We start from the raw sequence: 23,076 nt of genomic DNA, 5'->3' as shown, positions 1-23,076 counted from the left end.
AGCGCCTTTTATTGATACTTCACAGTGACCGTTGCAGTACCTTTTACAAGCCCGGGTGTGACGCAATTAGTGCCGCCAGAACTTTGGTAATAACGCACTAAATAGGGCAAGTTGAAACTTGTCGAATTGTTAAACACCGTGCCCACGACTTGAGTCGCCCCGAGTATCGCGGGCAGCCCGCTGGAGGCATCGAGTACTTGCAGCGCCACGCAAGAGGCATTGTTCACGCCGGCCTGCGGTTTGATCAGGCCCAGGCTGCCGTCGGGCATGAACTTGTCTGCGTCCAGGGTCAGGGTGACTGCGCCGTTGGCTCCGGAACAGGTAAACGGCACGTTGAAAGGTGTGTCGCCCGTGGTGGAGCCCTGCCCGGTGAAGCGGCCGAATGGCGCCGGAGCCAGATCCACACTCAGGTCGCCGATCGAGCAGGTACCCGTTTCCGGCACGATTTCACTGCCGCCACCGGTGATGCGCGTGGTCAGGAACACACCACTGTTGAACGGGTAAACACTCTGCGCCGTGTTGTTGGTGTAGGTACCACCCGCCAATGCACCGGAACCGACGGTGTCGCTCAGCTTGATCAATTCAACGACAACTGTTCCGCCGACATTGAAGACCAAGGTGTTTTGCGCCGCCGAGCCACTGACACCGGGCATCCCAAGTTTCCAGGTGGTCTGTTCTCCAGCATAAAACGGTGAAGCCGATTGTGCGGGTATCCAACTGGTACGCATGCCGACACCGGCAATGTTAGTTGTGTAGACGTTAGTGATAGTAGTGGCAGTGCCTTGTACGACTCGCCATTGCGTTGTATCACCCGGCTTGCAAGAAACAATGGCGAAAAAACTGCCAACAATAGGAAACTCCTTACTGTAAAACACGTCACCCACGGCAACCCCCGAAGGTACCGATATGCGGCCCATGGTTATATCGACTACCGCGCCTTCCTGATAGTTGGGCATCATCCCGCACACCGCATAAGCCGACGTTGAAACCATTAGCCAGGCACACACCTGAAACACTGCATAAATAAGTCTGGTCATTTTCATCGACTGCTCAGACGGGTACCTTCGCGCAGCAGGCACGGCGCTTGCGTTTGTAGCAGCCCCTTGGTGCCGCTCGCCGTTTTCTCGCCGAATCGATATGCAACCTGACAGGTTGATTCGTCCGGCAGGTTCACGCTCAGTGCGCCGTTGTTTTCAACGCCCTGGACAAACAGGTTGTTGCCCTGGCCGACCACACCGACCACATTGCCACGCTCGTCGCGTACATCCGCGCCGAACGGCAACTTGAGGTTGCTGCCATTGGTGATATGGATCACCGCCGACCGCCCGACCCGGGTCTGGAAATCGACGCGGACAATTGCGCCGGCAAAGGGTGCGACCTGTTGCGTGGTGTTCTGGAACGTGACATCCATCGAGCTGCCCTTGGGGTCCAGGTTGATATTGTTCATGCGATAGGGCGATAAATACGGCATCACGCCATAGCCGTTTTTATCGATGACCAGGCCGGACAATCCACCAATGCTCGCGCCCTCGCCGCCCGGTGCGGAGACCAGTGCAATGGTGTCGCCGGTATTCGGCGATAGCGTCACCCCGCCGCTGTGCACCACCAGGCTGCCATCGCTGCCCAGCGAGGTGGATTTGTAGTCCCCACCCTGTTCGTACGACGCGCGAACGGTGCTGCGGTCGCCGCGGTATTGAGCATTGACGCTGCCCGAGCTTGAGGTGTTGGTGTCCGCCGCGTGGGCGACCCCGTAGCTCAGGCGCCCCTCGTCATCGGCCACCCCGCTCAAGTAGTTGCGCAGCGTGCTGCCTTGCCCGCGCCCGCCGGTGTACTGCGTGCTCAGCGTCGGTGACTTGGCGCCGCTGCCCAATGGAATATTCAGGCTCAGGAAGTACTGGGTCTGGGCGCCGACGAACTCATCGTTATTGCGACTGGCGGAAAGGCTGTAGCTGACATCTCCGACGCTGCCGTTGAAGCCCACTTCAAACTGCCGGCTCGAGGATCCCGAGCCCCCCCAGGTCTTGCTGGTGCTACCGGTCAGGAACAGCGAGCCATAAGTGCTTACCGGCTGATCGATGCTGATATCGAAGCGGTCACGCTCATTGCCATACCACAGCCATTCATCCTGATAGCCCGGGGTCTTGACCCGCTCACGCGCATCGACCGCCTGGGAAAGCGTCATGTATTTGGACGACGAGTAGCGGTAGGCAGCGAGGGTAAAGTTAGTGCGGGTTTCGCTCAGCAACTTGCTGTACGCCACCTTGACGCTGTGCCCCGAAGCCGAACCGCTACGAGCGCCCAGTTGGGTGGTCTCCTGGGTCAGGTCGACCGAAAACGCCCCCAGCGAGGTGTTCAGTCCGACACCCGCGAGCCCCGCGTGAAAGCCTTCGCTGACCTGGAACCCGCCGTAGCCGGTCAGGCTGTTGTTCAGACCATAGAACAACGTGCCCTGGAACAGATGGGCATCGCTGGCCAGGTTCTGGTTATACAGCCGGCCAGCCACCAGGTCGTATTTGGCGCGCCCCGGACGCATCAGGTTGGTGATCGACGAATAAGGCACATCGAAGCGCCGCTCACTTCCGTCGGCCTCGGTAACCACGACATTCAGGTTGCCGCCATAGCCTGTGGGGTACAGATCGTCGATCACGAAGTTGCCGGGCGTGACCGTGGTCTGATAGAGCTTTATATCGTTCTGCCACACCTCCACTCGCGCATTGCTGCGCGCGAAACTGCGGATCACCGGCGCGAAACCGATCTGTGAATCGGGAAACATGCGCTCGTCCGAGGCCAGGCTGACACCGCGCACAGCGATGCTGTCGAACCCCACGCCTTTGGTATTGATCTCGCCCAGGGTCACCTGGCTCTTGAGCTGCGCCACTGGCCGCTGAAGGTAGGTGGACATGCGGGTCCATTCGGCTTTGCCCCCCTGGGTCCAGTTCACATTGGCGTTATGTCGGAACTGCCAAAGGCCAAAATTGAACCCGCCACGCAAGCCCAGGTAGGCAGAGTCGGTGCTGCCGTAGTGGTCGTTCTGTGTGCTGAAATAGTTCAGATTGTAATCAAGTTTCGCCGCGGTAATGCCCGCGTCCCAGTACTCGGGCTCTACATAACCACGCGGGGTACGCCGCAAGTTGGCCTGGGGGATTTGCAGGTAGAGCTTCTGCTCACCGATGTCGGCATAGGAGACCGTGTTGGGCAGCACCGCCTTGAGCTTGCGACAACCGTTGAACGGCACCAATGGCTGTGTATCGATGCCCAGCCGTTTCAGCGCTGCGAGCGTGAAACAGGCTTGCGCGATATTGCTGTTGGCCTCATCTGCAAACTCGACCTTGGCGCGCGTCACCTGCTTGCCATTGATGTAAACGTCCAAATCGTAATTTCCTGGCAATACCGGGTTGCCCTTCTGGTAACGCGACATATCCGTACGCTTGGCATTGCCCACCAGAAACGAACTGGTGAACTCGGCATCCTGGAAGTCCACCTGTGCAGCGGCCGCCGGCAGCACCGGCTCATCCGCCATCACGTTGTCATCTGCCGTGCTGAACACGAGGCACGCGACCGCCCAGAAACGAACGATTGAGCATGACGGTGCCGCCAGAAACACTTTTCTGCGTAATATCGATCGATCAAAACGGTTCATAGACTTTTAACGAAAGGGTAATTGAACTTAGTCGAACTGCGCGTTCACGGTTTTCAAGGCGCCATAGTCGTTAATATAATTAAACTGTATGCCCTGGGCTTTTAGTTCAGGCAGGCGCGCGGTCTGCGGGTGCAGTTCAAACACGGCTTCGCCGCCCGGGGCAACCATATGATTACCGTCAGTATTACTGAGTGTCTTGCCCGCCCACTTCACCTGTATATCGGCAAACGAGACATGCAATGGCGAAGTATTCGTGCAGCGCAACTTCAACTGTGCGCCGTCGCCGAACACCTGCCACGTCAAATGCTTCGCGGCGTCATGCAAGGAGCTGCGGAGTGTCGCGGGTCGATAGAACACTTTAATTCGACTTTGAACAGCCAATAACAAGTTATTCTTGTTTCTCGACTTTTCCGGCACCGGTGGTACTTCAAGTACATTCAGCCAGAACAGCGATTCACGGTCTGGCGGCAATGCTGTTCCATTGAACAGGATCCGCAGGGTCTGCGAGGCCTGGCCTTCGATACGGGTCAGCGGCGGCATGATCAGGAACGGCGCGGAGCTGTTCTCCGGCGTAGAGTCGGTGGCGCCGTCATCCATCCACGATTGCACCAGTGCCGGGGTCGCGCCCTTGTTCGACAGGGGCAGCGTGACTTCACGTTCGCCGCCTGGATAGATCAACCGAGTGCCGCCCAAAACGATATTGGCGCGAGCATCGAAGCTCATTAAATAAATGAGCAGGCAACCTGTTAATAGACGATATATCCGCATAGTCAGGGTAGTCCCCTCTGCGCGATGTCCGCGCAGAGGGACGTTCTCAGTTATAGCTCAATTGGTATTTGACCTGGCTCTTCACCAGGCCCGCCGTGGACTTGCCGGTCGCGTAGTACTGCACGCCGTAGATCATTTCAGCCGCACCGTCTTGCACGGTGAAGCTCTTGGCAGCGCCAGCGTCGCCTGGCTTGATCACGGAGTTGTCTGCGTAGTTGTAAAGCTGCAGGCCCACATTGGTGGCGGAGGTATCGCCGCTCAACTGGTTTTTCAGCACGCCCGAACTGACGTCGACCAGGTTGGCATCGTAGAGAAACTGCGCGCGTACATTGGTCACGGTCGGCGAGCATTGATTGACCGCAATACGGAAGTTGGACGGCATCGCGGTAGCACCGGCCTGGGCCAGGTCAGCCACTTTGGCGGTCGCCAGGTCCACGGTAAAATCGCCCGACGAGCCGGTGGTCACCTGGCAAGTTTCATCCGTAACTTTACCGTTAAAAGTAATAGTACCGGCTTCCGCGGCGTTGACAGTAGTGGACAACATCAGGCCACCACACACACTCAGGAGCGCCGCCTGCACAGGCAGTAAACGTTGTTTCTTCATACTTCATCATCTCTCAAGTTTATATTCATTGGCGTTACTTTAATAACGCATCACAGGGCCGCACTTCACTTCACGAGTTGCTGGGTATCCACCTCCTGACTTCGTAATTAATCCTTTTTCGGGCGCACAGTGACCCGCTGCCTTGAAGTGCACTGTTGCGCACAACTGCAATAAGAAACGGTTCTTTTCTAGTGCAACTCAACCAGCACGGCTACAGGTAGGTGGCGTGACTTAGTCTATTGAGGTGCGGGCTGACGCTGTGGGCGCTATTATGCGAGCCGACTCGGTGGCTGTCTTTAAGATCAAACTGAAAATAGGCCCAGGGCGAGAACTGTCTTTCGGTTCAGCCCACGTAAACCGCTGGCACGACTTACAGGAAAAGCTGCGCGTCCGCACAGAAGGCCAACAACGCTTGATCATTTTCGACGCCCAACTTGCGCATCGCCGAGACCTTTTGTGCGCTCACTGTCTTGGTGCTTCTATGCAAAAGTGCCGCGATTTCACGACCACTCAAGCCCGATACAAAATGCCGCAGCACTTCGTATTCGCGCATCGTCAGCCGAGCGGCCCTGGCTTGCATCTGGCTGTCGCTGTTCGACAGCGCTTGCACTGGTGGCTGGTATTTGCGTCCCTGCGACAACGCCTGCAGTGCTACCGCAATCTCATTGAAATCACCACTTTTCAATATTACGCCCCACACACCCAGGTGATAGAGACCGCTGAGAATCAGGGGATTGGACAGCATGGTGAATACCAGGATGCGGGTGTCACCAAAGCGCCGGCACAGCAACTCGATCATCTGCAATCCATCGCCATGAATTCCGTCGCCGGGCATGCTGTAGTCGGCAATCACGACATCGGGCGAAAACTGCTGGTGCATCTGCACCAATTCAGTAGGCCCCTTGGCGATACCCACCACTTCAAAGCGGTCATCGCGCTCGACTATTTCCTGCACCGCCATCGCCACAATCGGATGGTCGTCGGCTATCAACACAGTGGTCTTTTTCATGGTTTGTATTCCAGTCTCAGTCGTTGGATGTAGGGGGCTCGCCGTCCGTATTCGGCGCGAGGCCCGCCAGTAGTCGCTCTATACCGTCCATGAGTTCAATAACGCCCTTGGGAATTTTGTGCGTGGCGATCAGTTGCTGCTCCAGCGCTTTGCACGCGTCTGCCAGCTGCTTCGCCTGCACCGCCGCCAGCGAGCCGCGCAGCCGATGCAACTGCGGCACCATGGCAGCTACGTTGTGTTGCTGGCTGGCGTCGCGCAGGATTTTCAGGTCTGCGCGCGTGGTATTCACAAACAGTTCATGCAGTCGCGGTGAGAGCGCCACAAACGCCGGCAGTTCTTCCTCCTGCGGCTCAAGTATTTGCGCGGGCGGGCAGCAGCGTCGCAACACTGCGTACAAATCACTCAGGCTCACGGGCTTTACCAGCCAGGCATCCATGCCGGCTGCGACGAAGCGTCGGGTTTCTTCCTGCAGGGCGCTGGCGGTGATGGCGATGATCGGAAGCGTTACGCCCTGCTGACGCAGCGCACTCAATAACTCGAACCCATCCATCTGCGGCATGTTGATGTCGGTCAGTAGCGCATCGAAATCCGGCGACCAGCGCGCCAATGCGTCAAGACCGTGACTTGCCAGGGTGACGCGACAGCCGAGCTGCTCGAGTTGCTCCTTGATCAATGCCTGGTTCATCGGGTTGTCGTCGGCGACCAGCAGGTTCAGGCCCAACTTACCGGGATGCCGAGACAAGCGGGCCCGCACGGCGGTCGGCGGTGCCTGCTGCCCCAAGGCAAAGCTGGCACTGAAACTGAAGCAGCTACCCACCCCGGGTTCGCTGGCCACGCTCAATCGACCGCCCATCAGTTGGGCCAGTTGCGCGCAGATGGACAGGCCAAGCCCGGTGCCAGCAACGGTATGCGCATGTCGGTGCGCCTGGTAGAACGGCTCGAACAGATGAACCTGCTGCTCGGCCGCAATACCCACGCCGGTGTCGGTGACTTGCCACGTCAGCGTAGCCCTGTCGTCGCTAATCGCGGCGCTCAACTGCAGCGTTACACCGCCGTGCTCGGTGAACTTGAGGGCATTGCTGAGCAGATTGGTGAGCACCTGCCGGATACGCCGCGCATCCCCATGCACCCCAACCGGTACACCGGCATCGACATTCAAGCGCAACTGCACGCCCTTGCCCTGTGCGGTGCCGCTGTATTCGGCGACGACCTCCTCGGCCAATGCGAGGGGGCTGAAATCCGCCGACTCCAGCGCCATCTCCCCCGCTTCGATCTTGGACATGTCCAGCACATCGCTGACCAGTTGCAGAAGCATTGAAGAGGAGCGCTCGATAATGTGCAGATAGTTGCTTTGTTGCTCGGTCAACTGTGTGAGCCCCAGCAACTCCAGGGTACCCAACGCGCCATAGAGTGGCGTGCGGATCTCATGGCTGATGGTCGCCAGGAACCGCGACTTGGCGGCGCTGGCCTCGGCGAGCTTCTGCTCCACCGCCTTGTGTGCGCTGATGTCGCTGAACGCGCAGAGCACCACCGCCTCGCCGCGATAGCGGGCTGAGGCGAAACTGCCGTGCAATGTGTGGCCGTGGCGGCTGTGGAAAATCACATCGCCGTCGGGTTGCGCCGGGGCAGGATTGAGCCCCCAATGCTCACTCAACTGCGTCACCGCCTGGGCATCCCCCAGCATTCGTTCGGCCAGTGGGTTTTGCATGATCAGGTGCCGATCCGCGCGCCTGAGCACACACAGTGCCACAGGGGCAGTCTGGATTACCGTACGGCTGAAAGTGTCGCTTTCGACGATCTCAAAATGGGCCTGGCGCGCGGGCGAAACCACCTTGCGCGCGTACCAGCGAATCGCCACCCAACTGCTCAACACACTGGCCAGCAGCAGCCCAATGCCGCCAAGCAACTGCCACTTGGCGTAGCCGAAAAAGCTTTGATAATTCAGTTCGTACAACGCGACCCAACCACCGGCACTGGGGCCGCCCATCTTGAACAGCAGGCCTTGCGCAGTGAAATTCAGGCCCTGCCGATAGCTCTGCGCTACACCGACTGCATCTATCAACGAGTCGCCCTGGGGAGACAACAGTTGCAAGCGGTCGTAGATCGGCCGCTCGAACAATTGCTCGGGATCATTGATGCGCTCCAGATCCAACAGGGTCACGATGAAGATCCGACGCTTGACCTCAGGTGTCCACCAGAGCGCATCGGGCAGCCTGAAATCCAGATACCCCAACAGCTCACGGGACTCGCCGGCAATGAAATGCTGCGCTGGCGCCCAGCGCACGTGGACTCCCCCTGTCGAGTCTTTACCGACTGGCAGCGCGGTGTAAATCCGCTCGACTGCCGCCAGGTAGTTCTCCGTTGTCAGCAGCGCACGCCCCGGAAACCGGTCGATGGCAGGCACAGCCATGCTGGTGTTGCCCAGCGCGCCGATGACGAACACCTGCGGTGCCGGGTACACCGAGGTACTCCAGAAACGGCTGTAAAAATTCGCCAGCATCACCCCCAAGGCGAAATTGCCCGGATGCGGGCCGGACGTTACGTGCTGCTGCGCCAGGGTAAACGGCATCGAAAACGTATATTGCGCCGCCTCAAAGATCCGCACGCCTGGCGTGTCGACACGCATTTGGCTCTGTACCGTCAGACCCGACGTCGGTTGGTTCTGCGAGGCCTGGTTGCCGTGTTGCGCAATCCTGTCGATGAATTTTTCGTGCTGATGGATATCACCCACCAATCGGTTGAAATGCAGCATCACCTTGTTGCGCTCTTCGGCAACCACCTTGCTCAACGCCCAATAGCAGGCGGCCAGCATTAACAGGTTAAGAAAAAGCGCGCAGATCAGCACGGTATTCAGGCGCAGGGACGTGCTGGCGAGCTTGCGAATCAAGCTGTAGTTGCGTTCGGGCATAGGTTCAAAGTCCGGTCTCGTAAGACGGCACGGTGGTAGCGGCATAGAGCCAGGCGCTGTATGCCACAGCTGGAGGTGAGTATGGCGTAACACGGCAAGTTCGCCTTGCCAGGCTAGAAGCGGCGCCAAGTTTAAAAAAGGGGGCGTTTTTACCAGATGAGCATCTCGCAACGATTGATCGAGATCAAAAAAACGCATCACCCAGCTGTACCGTTTGCCGACCCGATCTTGTGGCGCTTGCACTTGTCATATTATGGTATACCATCATACACAGATCCACTTACCTCAGACGGAGCAGCCCATGAGTTTCGAAATCCGCAAGATCGTCAGTTACGTAGAAGAAACCTTCATTGAAGGCGGCAAGGCCTCGGACACGCCGGTGACCATGGTCGGCCTGGCCGTCGTGTTGAAAAACCCGTGGCTGGGTCGCGGTTTCGTCGAAGACCTCAAGCCGGAGATCCGCGCCAATTGCTCCGACCTCGGTGCATTGATGGTCGAGCGCCTGGTGGGCATCATCGGCGGCGCCGAGAAGATCGAAGCGTATGGCAAGGCCGCCGTCGTGGGCGCCGATGGCGAGATCGAACACGCGAGCGCAATCATCCATACCCTGCGCTTCGGCAATCACTACCGTGAAGCGGTCAAGGCCAAGAGCTACCTGAGCTTCACCAACAAGCGCGGCGGCCCTGGCACCTCGATCCAGATCCCGATGATGCACAAGGACGACGAAGGCCTGCGCTCGCACTACATCACCCTGGAAATGCAGATCGAAGACGCCCCGCGTGCCGACGAAATCGTCGTGGTGCTGGGCTGCGCCGATGGCGGCCGCCTGCACCCACGGATCGGCAACCGTTATATCGACCTGGAAGAACTGGCCGCCGAAAAGGCCCAGTAACCCCGGCGGCTAACACCCTAATAAAAAGGTATGCAGGAGCGCTCCATGATTCGGCTCACCGCTGAACGCACCCCGGCTGGCACCAGTTATCTGGCGACCGGCCAAGGCCAGCCTGTGGTTTTGATCCACGGCGTGGGCCTGAACAAAGAAATGTGGGGCGGGCAAGTCGTTGGCCTGGCCACGAATTACCGCGTGATCACCTATGACATGCTCGGCCATGGCGCCAGCCCGCGCCCGGCCGCCGGCACGCCGCTGCTGGGTTATGCCGACCAGTTGCTGGAACTGCTCGACCACCTGCAATTGCCTCAGGCCACGGTGATCGGTTTTTCCATGGGCGGCCTGGTCGCCCGGGCGTTTGCCCTGCATTACCCGCAGCGCCTGCAAGGCCTGGTGGTGCTCAACAGTGTGTTCAACCGCAGCCCGGAACAACGCGCCGGCGTGATCGCACGCACTGCCCAGGCCGCCGAGCATGGCCCGGACGCCAATGCCGAGGCCGCGCTGTCGCGCTGGTTCAGCCGCGAATACCAGGCGGCCAACCCGGCGCAGATCGCCGCGCTGCGTGAAACCCTGGCGGGCAACGACCCCCAGGGCTACCTGACCACCTACGAACTGTTCGCGACGCAGGACATGTACCGCGCCGACGACCTCAAGGGGTTGCGCGTGCCGACCCTGGTCGCCACCGGCGAACTCGACCCGGGCTCGACCCCGGAAATGGCCCGGCAACTGGCCGATCGTATTCCCGGCGCCACCGTTGCGGTGCTGGCCGAACAACGGCATATGATGCCGGTAGAATCGCCACGCCTGGTCAACCAGCTGCTGCTGGGCTTCCTCGACACGGTGTACGCCCAAAACAATCCAATCAAGGGGATCGTTGCATGACACTCGCACGCTTCCAGATGTGCATCGGCGGTGAATGGGTCGATGCCCTGTCCGGCAAGACTTTCGACAGCCTCAACCCGGCCCTGGCCGAGCCTTGGGCGCAACTGCCCGACGCCGACGAAGCGGATGTAGAGCGCGCCGTGCAAGCGGCGCAGACTGCCTTCGACAGCCCGGCCTGGCGTGGCCTCACCGCCACCGCGCGCGGCAAGTTGCTGCGTCGCCTGGGCGATTTGATTGCCGAGAACAAAGAGCAACTGGCCCAGCTGGAAAGCCGCGACAACGGCAAGCTGATCCGCGAGACGCGCGGCCAGGTCAGCTACCTGCCGGAGTTCTTCCACTACACCGCCGGCCTGGCCGACAAACTCGAGGGCGGCACGCTGCCCCTGGACAAGCCCGACCTGTTCGCCTACACCGTGCACGAAGCCATGGGCGTGGTCGCAGCAATCATCCCCTGGAACAGCCCGCTGTACCTGACCGCGATCAAGCTCGCACCGGCCCTGGCGGCGGGCAATACCATCGTGATCAAGCCGTCGGAGCACGCCTCGGCGACCATCCTCGAACTCGCGCGCCTGGCCCTCGAAGCCGGGATTCCGCCGGGCGTGGTCAACGTGGTCACCGGCTACGGCCCCAGCACCGGCGCCGCCCTCACCCGCCACCCGCTGGTGCGCAAGATTGCCTTTACCGGCGGCGCGGCCACGGCCCGGCATGTGGTGCGCAGCAGCGCGGAGAACTTCGCCAAGCTGTCTTTGGAACTGGGCGGCAAGTCACCGAATATCATCTTTGCCGACGCCGACCTCGACAGCGCCATCAATGGCGCGATTGCCGGCATCTACGCGGCGTCCGGGCAGAGTTGCGTGTCGGGTTCGCGCCTGCTGGTGCAGGATGAAATCTACGATGAGTTCGTCGAGCGCCTGGTGGCGCGCGCCCAACGCATCCGCATCGGTAACCCGCAGGACGACGCCAGCGAAATGGGGCCCATGGCCACCGCGCAGCAACTGGCCGTGGTCGAAGGCCTGGTGGCCGATGCCATCGCCGAAGGCGCGCGCCTGCGCACCGGTGGCAAGCGCCCGCAGAATCTCGGTGAAGGCTGGTTCTATGAGCCGACGCTGTTCGAATGCGACCGCAACTCGATGAAGATCATGCAGGAAGAAGTCTTCGGCCCGGTGGCCTCGGTCATTCGGTTCAAGGACGAAGCCGAGGCATTGGCGATCGCCAACGACTCGCAGTTCGGCCTCGCCGCCGGCATCTGGACCCGCGACCTCGGCCGCGCCCATCGCCTGGCGCGGGATGTGCGCTCGGGAATCATCTGGGTCAATACCTACCGCGCGGTCTCGGCCATGGCGCCCATCGGCGGTTTCAAGAACAGCGGCTACGGACGCGAAAGCGGCATCGATTCGGTGCTGGCCTACACCGAGCTGAAAACGGTGTGGATCAACCTCTCCCAGGCGCCGATGCCTGATCCTTTTGTGATGCGTTAAGAGACCCCGACCATGATCGAACCCGGCATTTACAAAGACGTCATGAGCTCCTTCCCATCCGGCGTCACGGTGGTCACCACCCTCGACCCGGACGGCGGCATCGTCGGCATCACCGCCAGCGCGTTCAGCGCGCTGTCGATCGACCCGGCCCTGGTGCTGTTCTGCCCCAACTATGCGTCGGACACCTACCCGATCCTGCGCGACAGCAAGCGTTTCGCGATTCATCTGCTGTCCGCCGACCAGACCGCCGAGGCCTATGCCTTCGCCGGCAAAGGCAAGGAGAAGGCCAAGGGCATCGAGTGGCACCTCAGCGAGCTGGGCAACCCGCTGTTGGCCAAGGCCACGGCGATCATCGAATGCGAGTTGTGGCGCGAATACGACGGCGGTGACCACGCAATCATTGTCGGCGCGGTGAAGAACCTGATCCTGCCCGCGCAGCCGGTCACGCCGATGATCTATCACAAAGGCAAGCTGGGCCCGCTGCCCACCCTGGCCTGAGGAGCTGATGGATGAGCACTGAAAAATACCAGCAGGGCCTGAAGATCCGCACCCAAGTGCTGGGCGAGGCCTACGTGCAGCGTTCGATCGACAACGCCGACGATTTCACCCGGCCGCTGCAGGAGATGGTCACCGAGTACTGCTGGGGCCACGTGTGGGGCCGTGAGGGTTTGTCGCTTAAAGAACGCAGCATGATAAACTTGGCAATGATTTCGGCCCTCAATCGGCCCCACGAACTCAAGCTGCATGTGCGCGGCGCCTTGCGTAACGGGCTGAGTCGTGAACAAATACGCGAAATTCTGCTTCAGGTCGGCATTTATTGCGGGGTTCCCGCCGCCGTGGACAGTTTCCGACTGGCCCGGGAAGCGTTCGCCGACGCCGATGCCGAGGCCTCCAGTTAACCGCTACATTCAGAGCAGACCCCATGAAACGCCTGCCACTCGACGACAGCTTCAAGGTCAATCACAACCCGGTCACCCTGCGCGAAATCGTGTTGGAGAAACTGCGCAGCGCCATCATGAACTTCCAGCTGTTGCCGGGTGACCGCCTGGTGGAGCGCGACCTGTGCGACCGCCTCGGCGTCAGCCGCACCTCGGTGCGCGAAGCCTTGCGTCACCTGGAGTCCGAAGGCCTGGTGGAGTTCGCCGATGCCAAGGGCCCGCAGGTCGCAATCATCACCCTGGCGGATGCCGTCGATATCTATGAACTGCGCTGCGTGCTCGAAGGCTTGATCGTGCAGCTGTTCACCCTGCGCGCCAAGGCCAAGGACATCAAGGCCCTGGAAAAAGCCCTCGAGGAAAACCGCAAGGCCCTCAAGGACGGCGAGCTGCAACAGGTGATCGATTCGGTGCAGGGCTTCTACGACGTGTTGCTCGAAGGCTCTGGCAACCACGTGGCCGCCACGCAGTTGCGCCAGTTGCAGGCGCGCATCAGCTACTTGCGCGCGACCTCGGTGTCCCAGGAAAACCGTCGCGGCACCAGCAACCAGGAAATGGAACGCATGGTCCAGGCGATCAAGAGCGGCGACCCGCTCGCTGCCCACCAGGCCTGCGTCGACCACGTACGCGCCGCGGCTGCGGTGGCCCTGGATTACCTCAAGCGCAAACAGGAAGAGACCGGCAAAGTCCCGGAGATCACCCTGCCCATCGCCCTCAAAGAACCCCGCATAGGTCACTGAGCGTGTTCAGCCCAAGCTTTTGCCCGAAATGTGGCGGCAGTGACCTCGGTCATCAGCGGCCACCGGGCGATACGCATGAGCGCCTGATGTGCCGTGGCTGCGGCTATATCCACTACATCAATCCGAAGATCATCGCCGGCTGCATCATCGAGCAGGACGGCAAATACCTGCTGTGCCAACGCGCAATCCCGCCGCGCCCCGGCACCTGGACGCTGCCCGCCGGTTTCATGGAAGGTGGCGAGACCACCGAACAGGCCGCGCTGCGTGAAGTCTGGGAAGAAAGCGGCGTACGCGCGGAGATCCTCTCGCCCTATTCGATCTTCAGCGTGCCGAAGATCAGCGAGGTGTACATCATCTTCCGCGCCATCGCGCTGGAGATCACCGGCCAGTTCGGGCCGGAGACCCTCGACTACAAGTTCTTCGCGCCCGAGGACATCCCCTGGGACAGCATCTACTACCCGGCCATCCGGCAGATCCTCGAGCGTTACATCGAAGAGCGCCAGGCCGGGGTGTATGGCATCTACATCGGCAATGACGACAGCGGCAAGATCCATTTCATCCGTTGACCTGCAAGCCCAAACACAGATCAAAAAATGTGGGAGCGGGCTTGCTCGCGAAAACAGTGTGTCAGGCACCGAATGCATCAGCTGACACTCCGCCTTCGCGAGCAAGCCCGCTCCCACAGTTGAATCGGTCTATGCCCGATAGATCGAGGTCGCCAGGCGGGATGTAGGGCCTCTACAACGGCAAGGCCGATTTCATCCGCTGACCTCCAGACCGAACCGAGTCCCAGTGTGGGAGCTGGCTTGCCTGCGATGGCATCCACCGGGTTCCCCGGATGTACCGATGCACCTGTATCGCAGGCAAGCCAGCTCCCAAATTCGGACCCGGTTTGGCTGATACAGCTAGGGCGCCAGGCCTTCCACAATAATAATCTGCGCAACCCCAGCCCCCTCCCGGTGCCCTTTCGCCTCCTGGTACTCCACAGACTCATAACACGCCACCGCCTGCTCATAACTGTCAAACTCGATCACCACGTTACGCTGGCGCGCCGGCCCGCCTTCAAGCGCGGTGCTGCGCCCGCCCCTGGCCAGGAACCGCCCGCCAAACTTCACAAACGCCGCCGGCGCGCGTTGGGTGTATTGCGTGTACTGCTCTGCATCGGACACATCCACATGGGCAATCCAGTAGGCCTTCATCGCGACATCCTCTTGTTTGATTTTTGTGGTATACCATAATACATACAACCAACAAATCGAGCACTTTACATGGCCTTCAACAGCATCGCAGACATCATCGAAGACTACCGCCAGGGCAAAATGGTGCTGCTGGTGGACGACGAAGACCGGGAAAACGAAGGCGACCTGTTGCTGCCTGCGGCCTGCTGCACCGCCGAGACTATCAGTTTCATGGCCCGCGAAGCCCGTGGCCTGATCTGCCTGACGCTGACCGACGAACACTGCCAGCGCCTCGGCCTGGAACAGATGGTGCCGAGCAACGGCAGCGTGTTCAGCACCGCGTTTACCGTGTCCATCGAAGCCGCCACCGGCGTGACCACCGGGATCTCCGCCGCCGACCGCGCGCGCACCGTGGCGGCAGCCGTGGACAGCAACGCCGGGCCCGCCGATATCGTGCAACCGGGGCACATCTTCCCATTGCGCGCCAAGGACGGCGGTGTGCTGACCCGCGCCGGCCACACCGAGGCCGGTTGCGACCTGGCGCGCCTGGCCGGGCACACCCCGGCCTCGGTGATCGTCGAAGTGATGAACGACGACGGCAGCATGGCCCGCCGTCCGGACCTGGAGATTTTCGCGCGCAAGCACGGGATCAAGATCGGCACCATCGCCGACCTGATCCACTACCGCCTGAGCACCGAACGCACGGTGGTGCGCATTGGCGAACGCGACCTGCCCACGGTGCACGGCACGTTCCGCCTGATCACCTTTGAAGACCGCATCGACGGCGGCGTGCACATGGCCATGGTGATGGGCCAGCTGCGCCGCGATGAACCCGCGCTGGTGCGCGTGCATGTGATCGACCCGCTGCGCGACCTGGTCGGCGCCGAGTACAGCGGCCCGTCCAACTGGACACTGTGGGCCGCCCTGCAACGCGTCGCGGCAGAAGGCAGCGGCGTGGTGGTGGTGCTGGCCAACCATGAGTCGTCCCAGGCACTGCTGGAACGCGTGCCGCAATTGACCCAGACGCCGCGCCAGTTCAGCCGCTCGCAGTCGCGGATTTATTCGGAAGTCGGCACCGGGGCGCAGATATTGCAGGACCTGGGCGTCGGCAAGCTGCGTCACCTCGGACCGCCCCTCAAATACGCCGGGCTGACCGGCTACGACCTGGAGGTGGTCGAGAGCATTCCCTTCACCGAATGATGGATAACCGGTAAGGCAAAATGCTTGCACAAAGTTTGGAATACCATAATATGATATTCCATAGACCGAACGCTTTCGCCAAGTGCGCCCGCCAGGGATAGCACCAATAACAGCCCTTGGCACGGTCGCCTTTTGGGGCCTCGAATAGGGGCCTCGATAAACCTACTGCTCCCGATAGGCGGGCATTACCAAGCCCGCTCAATAACAAAACAAATGAGGGCGTGAAAATGGTGTTGAACAAACGTGCAACCGCAGTGCTGTTCGCGGGCTTGCTGGCCACAGCCACTCACGCGGCCCTGGCGGCCGAAAGCGTCAATTTCGTGAGCTGGGGCGGTAGTACCCAGGATGCGCAGAAGCAGGCGTGGGCCGACCCTTTCAGCAAGGCCAGCGGTATCACCGTGGTCCAGGACGGCCCTACCGACTACGGCAAACTCAAGGCCATGGTCGAAAGCGGCAACGTGCAGTGGGACGTGGTGGATGTCGAGGCCGACTTCGCCTTGCGCGCCGCCGCCGAAGGGCTGCTCGAACCCCTCGACTTCTCGGTCATCCAGCGCGACAAGATTGACCCGCGCTTTGTCTCCGACCATGGCGTCGGCTCGTTCTTCTTCTCCTTCGTGCTCGGCTACAACGAAGGCAAGCTCGGCGCTGGCAAGCCGCAGGACTGGACCGCGCTGTTCGACACCAAGACCTACCCTGGCAAACGCGCCCTCTACAAATGGCCAAGCCCCGGCGTGCTCGAACTGGCGCTGCTGGCCGACGGCGTACCCGCCGACAAGCTCTACCCGCTGGACCTGGACCGCGCCTTCAAGAAACTCGACACCATCAAGAAAGACATCGTCTGGTGGGGCGGCGGCGCGCAGTCGCAACAACTGCTGGCCTCCGGCGAAGTCAGCATGGGCCAGTTCTGGAACGGGCGCATTCACGCACTGCAGGAAGACGGCGCGCCGGTGGGCGTAAGCTGGAAGCAGAACCTGGTGATGGCCGATATCCTCGTCGTGCCTAAAGGCACGAAAAACAAAGCCGCTGCGATGAAGTTCCTGGCCAGTGCCAGCAGCGCCAAGGGCCAGGCGGATTTTTCCAACCTGACCGCCTATGCTCCGGTGAACATCGACAGCGTGCAGCGCCTGGATTCAGTCCTGGCGCCCAACCTGCCGACGGCGTACGCCAAGGACCAGATCACCCTCGATTTCGCCTACTGGGCCAAGAACGGCCCGGCCATTGCGACACGGTGGAATGAATGGCTAGTCAAATGAAAATGGCGGCAACCACGCCGACCGGGAGCGCCCTCGGCGCTGCCGGCCCGGTGTCCGGCAAGGCTTCGGCGCCGTCCCTGGCGCAGCGCTGGCGGGGGGCGAGCAACCTGCTCCCGGCCCTGCTGTTTCTCGGCCTGTTCTTTCTCGCACCATTGATCGGCCTGCTGCTGCGCGGCGTGCTGGAGCCGGTGCCGGGCCTGGGCAACTATGAACAGCTGTTCGCCAACTCGGCGTATGCGCGGGTGTTGCTCAATACCTTCTCGGTGGCCGGCCTGGTGACGCTGTTCAGCCTGCTGCTGGGCTTCCCGCTGGCCTGGGTGATCACCCTGGTGCCCCGTGGCTGGGGGCGCTGGATCCTGAATATCGTGCTGCTGTCGATGTGGACCAGCCTCCTCGCCCGCACCTATTCCTGGCTGGTCCTGCTGCAGGCTTCGGGAGTGATCAACAAGGCGCTGATGGCCATGGGTATCATCGATGCGCCGCTGGAGATGGTGCACAACCTCACCGGCGTGGTGATCGGCATGAGCTACATCATGATTCCGTTCATCGTGCTGCCGTTGCAGGCGACCATGCAGGCCATCGACCCGATGATCCTGCAGGCCGGCTCGATCTGCGGTGCCAGCCCGTGGACCAACTTCTTCCGGGTGTTCCTGCCGCTGTGCCGGCCGGGGTTGTTCTCCGGTGGCCTGATGGTGTTCGTGATGTCCCTCGGTTACTACGTCACCCCGGCGCTGCTCGGCGGTGCGCAGAACATGATGCTGCCCGAATTCATCATCCAGCAGGTGCAATCGTTCCTCAATTGGGGCCTGGCCAGTGCCGGCGCAGCGTTGCTGATCTTCATCACGCTGGTGCTGTTCTACTTCTACCTGAAGCTTCAGCCGGAATCCCCGGTTGGCGCCAGCAATGCGAGGTAAGCCGTCATGCTGCTGACTCCCAATGCCATGAGCCGCAGGATGCGCCTGGGCCTCTACACCACCACCGGCGTGATCGGCGTGTTTTTGCTGCTGCCGATTGTATTCATCGTGCTGCTGTCGTTCGGTTCGTCCCAGTGGCTGGTATTCCCGCCGCCGGGCTGGACGCTGAAATGGTACGGGCAGTTCTTCTCCAACGCCGACTGGATGAACGCGGCGATGGCCAGCCTCAAGGTGGCGGTGCTGACCACGGTGTTTGCCGTGGCGCTGGGCTTGCCCACCGCATTCGCGCTGGTGCGTGGGCGCTTTCCCGGCCGTGAGTTGCTCTACGGCCTGTTCACCCTGCCGATGATCGTGCCGCTGGTGATCATTGCCGTGGCGGTGTATGCGCTGTTTCTCAAGCTCGGCTACACCGGCACGATGTTCGCCTTTGTGGTCAGCCATGTGATTGTCGCGCTGCCGTTCACCATCATCTCGATCATCAATTCGCTGAAACTGTTCGACCAGTCGATCGAAGACGCGGCAGTAATCTGCGGTGCCTCGCGCCTGCAGGCGGTGTTCAAGGTGACCTTCCCGGCGATCCGCCCGGGCATGGTGGCCGGCGCGCTGTTCGCGTTTCTCGTCTCGTGGGACGAAGTGGTGCTCAGCGTGATGATGGCCAGCCCGACCCTGCAAACCCTTCCCGTGAAAATGTGGACCACCCTGCGCCAGGACCTGACGCCTGTGATCGCCGTCGCCTCGACGTTGCTGATCGGCCTGTCGGTACTGGTCATGGTGATTGCCGCCGTCGCTCGTCGACGCACTGAAACCCGCGCTTGAGCGCCGAGGATTAAGACATGAGTGCAGTGATCAAAGACCCCGCCCAGAACCCTGGCCAACCCCTGGTCAGCCTGCGCAACCTGAACAAGTACTACGGCGAATTCGCCGCCGTGGACAACATCTCGCTGGACATCCAGGACGGCGAATTCCTCACCTTCCTCGGCTCCAGCGGCTCGGGCAAAAGTACCACCCTGTCGATGCTCGCCGGCTTCGAAACGCCGAGCAGCGGCGAGATCCTGGTCAGCGGCCAGTCGCTGGTCAACGTGCCGCCGCACAAGCGCGACATCGGCATGGTGTTCCAGCGCTACTCGCTGTTCCCGCATTTGTCGGTGCGCGACAACATCGCCTTCCCCCTGGCGATTCGCAAACTGGCCAGCGCCGAACGCGAGAAACGCGTTGACGCCATGCTCAAGCTGGTGCAGCTCGAACAGTTCGCGCATCGCCGCCCTTCGCAACTGTCCGGCGGCCAGCAGCAACGCGTCGCCATCGCCCGCGCGCTGGTGTACGAGCCACGCATCCTGCTGATGGACGAACCCCTCGGCGCCCTCGACAAGAAGCTGCGCGAAGACCTGCAGGATGAACTGCGCCAGTTGCACCGGCGCCTGGGCATCACCATCGTCTACGTGACCCACGACCAGGAAGAAGCCATGCGCCTGTCACAGCGCATCGCGATTTTCAGCCACGGCAAGATCGTCGGCCTCGGCAGCGGTTTTGACCTGTACCAGAGCCCACCCAACGCGTTTGTCGCCTCGTTCCTCGGCAACTCCAACTTCCTCAAGCTCAAGGCCCAGGGCAATGCCGCGGCGATGTTCGAAGGCCAATCGCTGTCGATCCGCCTGACCAGCGGCCTGCACGCCGAGCAGGAGGTGCTGTTGATGGTGCGCCCGGAAAAAGCCCTCGCCCTCAGTGTCGAGCAAGCCGCCGAGCAGCCCCTGGCAGCGGGTTGGAATGAAGTCTCGGCAATGGTCGGCGAAGTGTTGTTCCTCGGCGAAAGCCAGACCTGCACGGTAAAAACCCTCGGCGGTACCTCGATGACGGTCAAGGCGTTGTCCGCCGCCGGCATGCCGCTGAAAGCCGGCGACCCGGTGCGTGTGCGCTGGGCCACGGCGGATGCGTGCGTGTACACCGAGTGGGCTGAGAGTGACCTGAACAAGGCGGCCGGCTCATTGAGTCACTAGGGACACGCCGAAACAATGTGGGAGCGGGCTTGCTCGCGAATGGGATGGAACAGTCAACATCTGCAGCGACTGATCCGGCGCATTCGCGAGCAAGCCCGCTCCCACATTTTGAATGGCGTACAGACTCAACGCTTGCGCTCGAAAATCGCCCCCTCGATCCCCAGTACCTCACGCGTATCGGCATAAATCCCCACGCCCTTTTCCCACACGTGCTTGATCGACTGATCGGCGCAGCGAATCTGGTAACTGAGCTCGAACGGTTCATGCCGCGACAACGCGTATTGCACCTCGCGCCACACGTAGTCGGCATCCTGCGCGAGGATCAGGCTGTTGTAGGTGAACTCATGGTTGTCCACCAGACGCTCGGCGGGATAGCCGGTGAGTTGCAGGCAACCGGCACTCACGAATTCCATGGTCCAGTCGCGGTTGTTGCGGCCGCGATAGATCAGCCCCGGCATGCTGTCGAGCAGGCTCACGCTGCTGCGCTGACTCGCCTGCAGGGCGATTTCACGGCGCTTGTGCGCGGTGATATCGCCGGCCACCAGGTAGAAGCCTTGCGGGCCGCGCTTGAGGCTGATCTCGAACCAGCGCAGTTCGCCACTGGGGTGCACAAAGCGCAGGCGCTGGTTGAAGCAGGTGTCGGGGCGCCGGCGCAGTTCGTTCAAGGCCTGGCGCCATAGCGGGCGGTCTTCCTGGTGCACGTAGTCGATCAGGTTGCGCTCCGCGCCCGGCGCGCCCATCAGCTCGGCCCAGGCCAGGTTGAAGTGGGCGATGTGGCCGTTGTCGCGCAGGTGCAGCAAGGCCGCAGGAAAACAGTCCATCAGGTCCATCGGCGGGAGCGCAAAGGTGTCGGGGCTGTCCCTCATCTAATGGCGCTCCTCGTGCTTGAGCAAACTGCCGCTGTGCACCCAGGCCGCCAGCTCCAGCCGTGAATGCAGGCCGAGCTTCTGCAACAGGCTGCGCACATAGATCTTGACCGTGCCGTCGCTGATTCCCAGCTCCCGGCCGATTTGCTTGTTGCTCATGCCGGCGGCAATCAGCGCCAGGGTCTGGCCTTCGCGCTCGGTGAGGTGGTCGTTGCCCGGGGCCTCGCTGTGCGGCGCCGGCTCGGCCTGGTCGGCAAGCAAGGCGATCAGGGTCGAGTCGAGCACAATCGCGCCCTTGTGGCAGTTGCGCATATACGCCAGCAACGCGTCGGGCTCGGTTTCCTTGAGCACATACCCGCTGGCGCCGAGGCGCAAGGCGCTCAACAGTTCGGCACGGTCCATCGAGGCTGTCAGCACCACCACCTGGCAATCCAGGCGCAACTGGCGCAGCTCATCAAGCACCTGCAGACCACTGAGGCCGGGCATGTGCAGGTCGAGCAAGACCTGTTGCGGGGTCAGGCTCACGGCGAGGTTGATGCCTTCTCGGCCGCTGGCCGCCTGCCCCACCACTTCGAAGTCGCCACTGGCGTCGAACAACTGCGCCAGGCCCTTGCGAAACAATGGGTGATCATCGATCAGTAGTAAGGTCGTGCAGTCCATCGAGACTCCCCTGTGGCTGGTCGTGGTGGCGGCGCAGGCCAAGATGCACGCGCACGCCGTGCGGGCGGATCGCTTCAATGCTCAGGCGCGCGCCGATGCTGGCGGCGCGCTCGCGGATAATCGCCAGGCCGAAATGGTTGTGCTCGGCGCATGCCTGGCTCAGGCCGATGCCATCGTCTTCCACCGACACCGAGGCTTCGCCGTCCTGGGTCTGGCGCAGCTCGATGCGCACGTGGCGCGCGTGGGAATGGCGCACCGCGTTGGCCAACGCCTCGCGGATGATCTGCAAGATCTGCAATTCGGTTTCCGCGCCGAGGGCATCGTCGGCCAGGCGATTGTCCAGTTCGAAGACGATGATGCAGCGCCGCGAAAACTCCGCCACCGAGTCGGCCAGCGCCTGGCGCAGCGAGCGCCCGTCCATGGTCAGGCGCGCGCTGGTGATCAGTTCGCGCACCTGGCGTTGCAGTTGGCTGAGGCCGGCGCACAGGTCCTGCAGCGCCGGCTCGCCAAATTGCGCTTGCAGCCCATGGGCCTGGAACGACAGGTAGCCGAGTTGCTGCGCCACCGAATCGTGCAGCTCACGGGCCAGTGCGCCGTGGCGCGAGGTCGCCTGTTTGCGCTGTTGCTCGCGTTGTTGGCTGCGCAGGCGCACGGTCACGCCGACCGCCTGCGCCGCCTCTTCAAGCAATTGGCGCCAACTGGCCCCGGCGCGCCTCGGGGTGTCGAGCAGCAACGTGCCCTTCTGGCCCTCGGGCAAGCCACACACCAGGCGGTGCACGCCGCGTTGCCGACACGGCCCGCAGGCCTGGGCCGCCTCCGTCACGCAGGCGTTGCGCCAGGGGCAGGTAGCTACGTCCTGGCAGCCGTCGATCAAGCCGCGTCGCGTCGGGCTCAATTCTTCGCCCCCCAGTATCAGGTTGAGCTTCGCCGGGGGCAGCAGTGCGTCGAAACGGTCCAGCAAACCCGACAAGGCACCGTCAGCGTGCAGGGGCAAGCCGGCCAGCAGCCTGCGCACGCTGCGCGCCTGTTCGGGGTGCACAGGCCCCAACCAGAGCGGCCATGCCTTCGGTCGTATTTGCACGCGTCGATCACTCCCCATCCGGTTGCCCTGCGTGAGGCAAAGCCCAGCAACTTCCATGCCCCCAACGGCGGTGCCGC

Annotated in this window: 22 protein-coding genes; 12 read left to right on the top strand and 10 right to left on the bottom strand. The window is 61.6% G+C overall.

Annotation, left to right across the window (positions count from 1 at the left end; genetic code table 11):
* Positions 1 to 8 precede the first annotated feature (8 nt).
* The 6 genes from AC07SI_RS09410 to AC07SI_RS09385 form a co-directional block, all read right to left on the bottom strand.
* Positions 9 to 1,043, bottom strand: coding sequence for a fimbrial protein (locus AC07SI_RS09410; protein ID WP_083221431.1), 1,035 nt, complete (start codon positions 1,041 to 1,043; stop codon positions 9 to 11).
* Complete coding sequence (locus AC07SI_RS09405) at positions 1,040 to 3,547, bottom strand: fimbria/pilus outer membrane usher protein (RefSeq protein WP_177410343.1); 2,508 nt, start codon at positions 3,545 to 3,547, stop codon at positions 1,040 to 1,042. Before AC07SI_RS09405 ends, AC07SI_RS09410 begins: the two co-directional genes overlap by 4 nt.
* Positions 3,548 to 3,667: 120 nt before the next feature.
* Complete coding sequence (locus tag AC07SI_RS09400) at positions 3,668 to 4,363, bottom strand: fimbrial biogenesis chaperone (RefSeq protein ID WP_177410344.1); 696 nt, start codon at positions 4,361 to 4,363, stop codon at positions 3,668 to 3,670.
* A gap of 91 nt (positions 4,364 to 4,454) precedes the next feature.
* Complete coding sequence (locus AC07SI_RS09395; protein WP_262135019.1) at positions 4,455 to 4,952, bottom strand: fimbrial protein; 498 nt, start codon at positions 4,950 to 4,952, stop codon at positions 4,455 to 4,457.
* A gap of 430 nt (positions 4,953 to 5,382) precedes the next feature.
* The gene (locus AC07SI_RS09390) at positions 5,383 to 6,021 is read right to left on the bottom strand and encodes a response regulator (RefSeq protein WP_065905760.1); all 639 of its coding nucleotides are present in this window, start codon (positions 6,019 to 6,021) and stop codon (positions 5,383 to 5,385) included.
* Positions 6,022 to 6,037: 16 nt separating this feature from the next.
* The gene (locus AC07SI_RS09385; protein WP_065905758.1) at positions 6,038 to 8,929 is read right to left on the bottom strand and encodes an ATP-binding protein; all 2,892 of its coding nucleotides are present in this window, start codon (positions 8,927 to 8,929) and stop codon (positions 6,038 to 6,040) included.
* A gap of 301 nt (positions 8,930 to 9,230) precedes the next feature.
* Between AC07SI_RS09385 and AC07SI_RS09380 the strand changes: the two genes are divergently transcribed.
* From AC07SI_RS09380 to AC07SI_RS09350, 7 genes are read left to right on the top strand one after another with little or no spacing between them, the layout of a single operon-like run.
* A complete protein-coding gene (locus tag AC07SI_RS09380; protein WP_065905755.1) occupies positions 9,231 to 9,821 on the top strand; it encodes an amino acid synthesis family protein in 591 nt (196 codons plus the stop codon).
* A 45-nt stretch (positions 9,822 to 9,866) separates the two neighbouring features.
* Complete coding sequence (locus AC07SI_RS09375; protein WP_065905753.1) at positions 9,867 to 10,700, top strand: alpha/beta fold hydrolase; 834 nt, start codon at positions 9,867 to 9,869, stop codon at positions 10,698 to 10,700.
* Positions 10,697 to 12,178, top strand: a complete 1,482-nt coding sequence (locus AC07SI_RS09370; protein WP_106804429.1) for an aldehyde dehydrogenase — start codon at positions 10,697 to 10,699, stop codon at positions 12,176 to 12,178. The genes AC07SI_RS09375 and AC07SI_RS09370 overlap by 4 nt, the downstream gene beginning before the upstream one ends.
* A gap of 12 nt (positions 12,179 to 12,190) precedes the next feature.
* Positions 12,191 to 12,676: a flavin reductase family protein gene (locus tag AC07SI_RS09365; RefSeq protein WP_065905749.1), complete on the top strand. Its 486-nt coding sequence runs from the start codon at positions 12,191 to 12,193 to the stop codon at positions 12,674 to 12,676.
* A gap of 11 nt (positions 12,677 to 12,687) precedes the next feature.
* A complete protein-coding gene (locus AC07SI_RS09360; RefSeq protein ID WP_065905747.1) occupies positions 12,688 to 13,077 on the top strand; it encodes a carboxymuconolactone decarboxylase family protein in 390 nt (129 codons plus the stop codon).
* A 23-nt stretch (positions 13,078 to 13,100) separates the two neighbouring features.
* Positions 13,101 to 13,853, top strand: coding sequence for a GntR family transcriptional regulator (locus AC07SI_RS09355; protein ID WP_065905745.1), 753 nt, complete (start codon positions 13,101 to 13,103; stop codon positions 13,851 to 13,853).
* A gap of 2 nt (positions 13,854 to 13,855) precedes the next feature.
* Positions 13,856 to 14,419: an NUDIX hydrolase gene (locus AC07SI_RS09350; protein WP_065905743.1), complete on the top strand. Its 564-nt coding sequence runs from the start codon at positions 13,856 to 13,858 to the stop codon at positions 14,417 to 14,419.
* A 339-nt stretch (positions 14,420 to 14,758) separates the two neighbouring features.
* On the opposite strand, the gene AC07SI_RS09345 is transcribed toward AC07SI_RS09350, so the two are convergent.
* The gene (locus tag AC07SI_RS09345; protein ID WP_495005596.1) at positions 14,759 to 15,052 is read right to left on the bottom strand and encodes a DUF1330 domain-containing protein; all 294 of its coding nucleotides are present in this window, start codon (positions 15,050 to 15,052) and stop codon (positions 14,759 to 14,761) included.
* Positions 15,053 to 15,121: 69 nt separating this feature from the next.
* On the opposite strand from AC07SI_RS09345, the gene ribBA reads away from it, so the two are divergent.
* The 5 genes from ribBA (at position 15,122) to AC07SI_RS09320 (ending at position 20,392) form a co-directional block, all read left to right on the top strand.
* Positions 15,122 to 16,231 (top strand): bifunctional 3,4-dihydroxy-2-butanone-4-phosphate synthase/GTP cyclohydrolase II, encoded by a 1,110-nt coding sequence (gene ribBA, locus AC07SI_RS09340; protein ID WP_065905740.1) that lies wholly within the window; start codon positions 15,122 to 15,124, stop codon positions 16,229 to 16,231.
* Between the two features lie 227 nt (positions 16,232 to 16,458).
* Positions 16,459 to 17,484 carry an ABC transporter substrate-binding protein gene (locus AC07SI_RS09335; RefSeq protein ID WP_065905739.1) on the top strand — a complete coding sequence of 342 codons (1,026 nt, stop codon included), beginning with the start codon at positions 16,459 to 16,461 and terminating at the stop codon, positions 17,482 to 17,484.
* Positions 17,481 to 18,398 carry an ABC transporter permease gene (locus AC07SI_RS09330; protein ID WP_495005681.1) on the top strand — a complete coding sequence of 306 codons (918 nt, stop codon included), beginning with the start codon at positions 17,481 to 17,483 and terminating at the stop codon, positions 18,396 to 18,398. Before AC07SI_RS09335 ends, AC07SI_RS09330 begins: the two co-directional genes overlap by 4 nt.
* 6 nt (positions 18,399 to 18,404) lie before the next feature.
* A complete protein-coding gene (locus AC07SI_RS09325; RefSeq protein WP_213554581.1) occupies positions 18,405 to 19,214 on the top strand; it encodes an ABC transporter permease in 810 nt (269 codons plus the stop codon).
* Between the two features lie 17 nt (positions 19,215 to 19,231).
* A complete protein-coding gene (locus AC07SI_RS09320; RefSeq protein WP_495005595.1) occupies positions 19,232 to 20,392 on the top strand; it encodes an ABC transporter ATP-binding protein in 1,161 nt (386 codons plus the stop codon).
* Between the two features lie 125 nt (positions 20,393 to 20,517).
* Here AC07SI_RS09320 and AC07SI_RS09315 read toward each other — a convergent pair whose 3' ends face one another.
* The 3 genes from AC07SI_RS09315 to AC07SI_RS09305 are packed head-to-tail and all read right to left on the bottom strand — an operon-like array spanning position 20,518 to position 22,957.
* Complete coding sequence (locus AC07SI_RS09315; RefSeq protein ID WP_315421113.1) at positions 20,518 to 21,258, bottom strand: PAS domain-containing protein; 741 nt, start codon at positions 21,256 to 21,258, stop codon at positions 20,518 to 20,520.
* Entirely contained in the window at positions 21,259 to 21,918 is a 660-nt protein-coding gene (locus AC07SI_RS09310) for a response regulator (RefSeq protein WP_065905732.1), read from the bottom strand.
* Positions 21,887 to 22,957, bottom strand: a complete 1,071-nt coding sequence (locus AC07SI_RS09305; protein ID WP_495005594.1) for an ATP-binding protein — start codon at positions 22,955 to 22,957, stop codon at positions 21,887 to 21,889. Before AC07SI_RS09305 ends, AC07SI_RS09310 begins: the two co-directional genes overlap by 32 nt.
* Positions 22,958 to 23,076 lie beyond the last annotated feature (119 nt).

It is taken from the genome of Pseudomonas sp. GW821-FHT05D12 (assembly GCF_059419825.1).
This window is presented reverse-complemented; position numbering and strand designations above follow the sequence as displayed.

Coding starts and splice junctions, on each gene's coding strand:
- AC07SI_RS09365 (WP_065905749.1), top strand. CDS start 12,191: ATGATCGAACCCGGCATTTACAAAGACGTCATGAGCTCCTTCCCATCC.
- ribBA (WP_065905740.1), top strand. CDS start 15,122: ATGGCCTTCAACAGCATCGCAGACATCATCGAAGACTACCGCCAGGGC.
- AC07SI_RS09370 (WP_106804429.1), top strand. CDS start 10,697: ATGACACTCGCACGCTTCCAGATGTGCATCGGCGGTGAATGGGTCGAT.
- AC07SI_RS09360 (WP_065905747.1), top strand. CDS start 12,688: ATGAGCACTGAAAAATACCAGCAGGGCCTGAAGATCCGCACCCAAGTG.
- AC07SI_RS09315 (WP_315421113.1), bottom strand. CDS start 21,258: ATGAGGGACAGCCCCGACACCTTTGCGCTCCCGCCGATGGACCTGATG.
- AC07SI_RS09375 (WP_065905753.1), top strand. CDS start 9,867: ATGATTCGGCTCACCGCTGAACGCACCCCGGCTGGCACCAGTTATCTG.
- AC07SI_RS09330 (WP_495005681.1), top strand. CDS start 17,481: ATGAAAATGGCGGCAACCACGCCGACCGGGAGCGCCCTCGGCGCTGCC.
- AC07SI_RS09390 (WP_065905760.1), bottom strand. CDS start 6,021: ATGAAAAAGACCACTGTGTTGATAGCCGACGACCATCCGATTGTGGCG.
- AC07SI_RS09345 (WP_495005596.1), bottom strand. CDS start 15,052: ATGAAGGCCTACTGGATTGCCCATGTGGATGTGTCCGATGCAGAGCAG.
- AC07SI_RS09380 (WP_065905755.1), top strand. CDS start 9,231: ATGAGTTTCGAAATCCGCAAGATCGTCAGTTACGTAGAAGAAACCTTC.
- AC07SI_RS09400 (WP_177410344.1), bottom strand. CDS start 4,363: ATGAGCTTCGATGCTCGCGCCAATATCGTTTTGGGCGGCACTCGGTTG.
- AC07SI_RS09325 (WP_213554581.1), top strand. CDS start 18,405: ATGCTGCTGACTCCCAATGCCATGAGCCGCAGGATGCGCCTGGGCCTC.
- AC07SI_RS09395 (WP_262135019.1), bottom strand. CDS start 4,952: ATGTTGTCCACTACTGTCAACGCCGCGGAAGCCGGTACTATTACTTTT.
- AC07SI_RS09385 (WP_065905758.1), bottom strand. CDS start 8,929: ATGCCCGAACGCAACTACAGCTTGATTCGCAAGCTCGCCAGCACGTCC.
- AC07SI_RS09335 (WP_065905739.1), top strand. CDS start 16,459: ATGGTGTTGAACAAACGTGCAACCGCAGTGCTGTTCGCGGGCTTGCTG.
- AC07SI_RS09410 (WP_083221431.1), bottom strand. CDS start 1,043: ATGAAAATGACCAGACTTATTTATGCAGTGTTTCAGGTGTGTGCCTGG.
- AC07SI_RS09320 (WP_495005595.1), top strand. CDS start 19,232: ATGAGTGCAGTGATCAAAGACCCCGCCCAGAACCCTGGCCAACCCCTG.
- AC07SI_RS09310 (WP_065905732.1), bottom strand. CDS start 21,918: ATGGACTGCACGACCTTACTACTGATCGATGATCACCCATTGTTTCGC.
- AC07SI_RS09355 (WP_065905745.1), top strand. CDS start 13,101: ATGAAACGCCTGCCACTCGACGACAGCTTCAAGGTCAATCACAACCCG.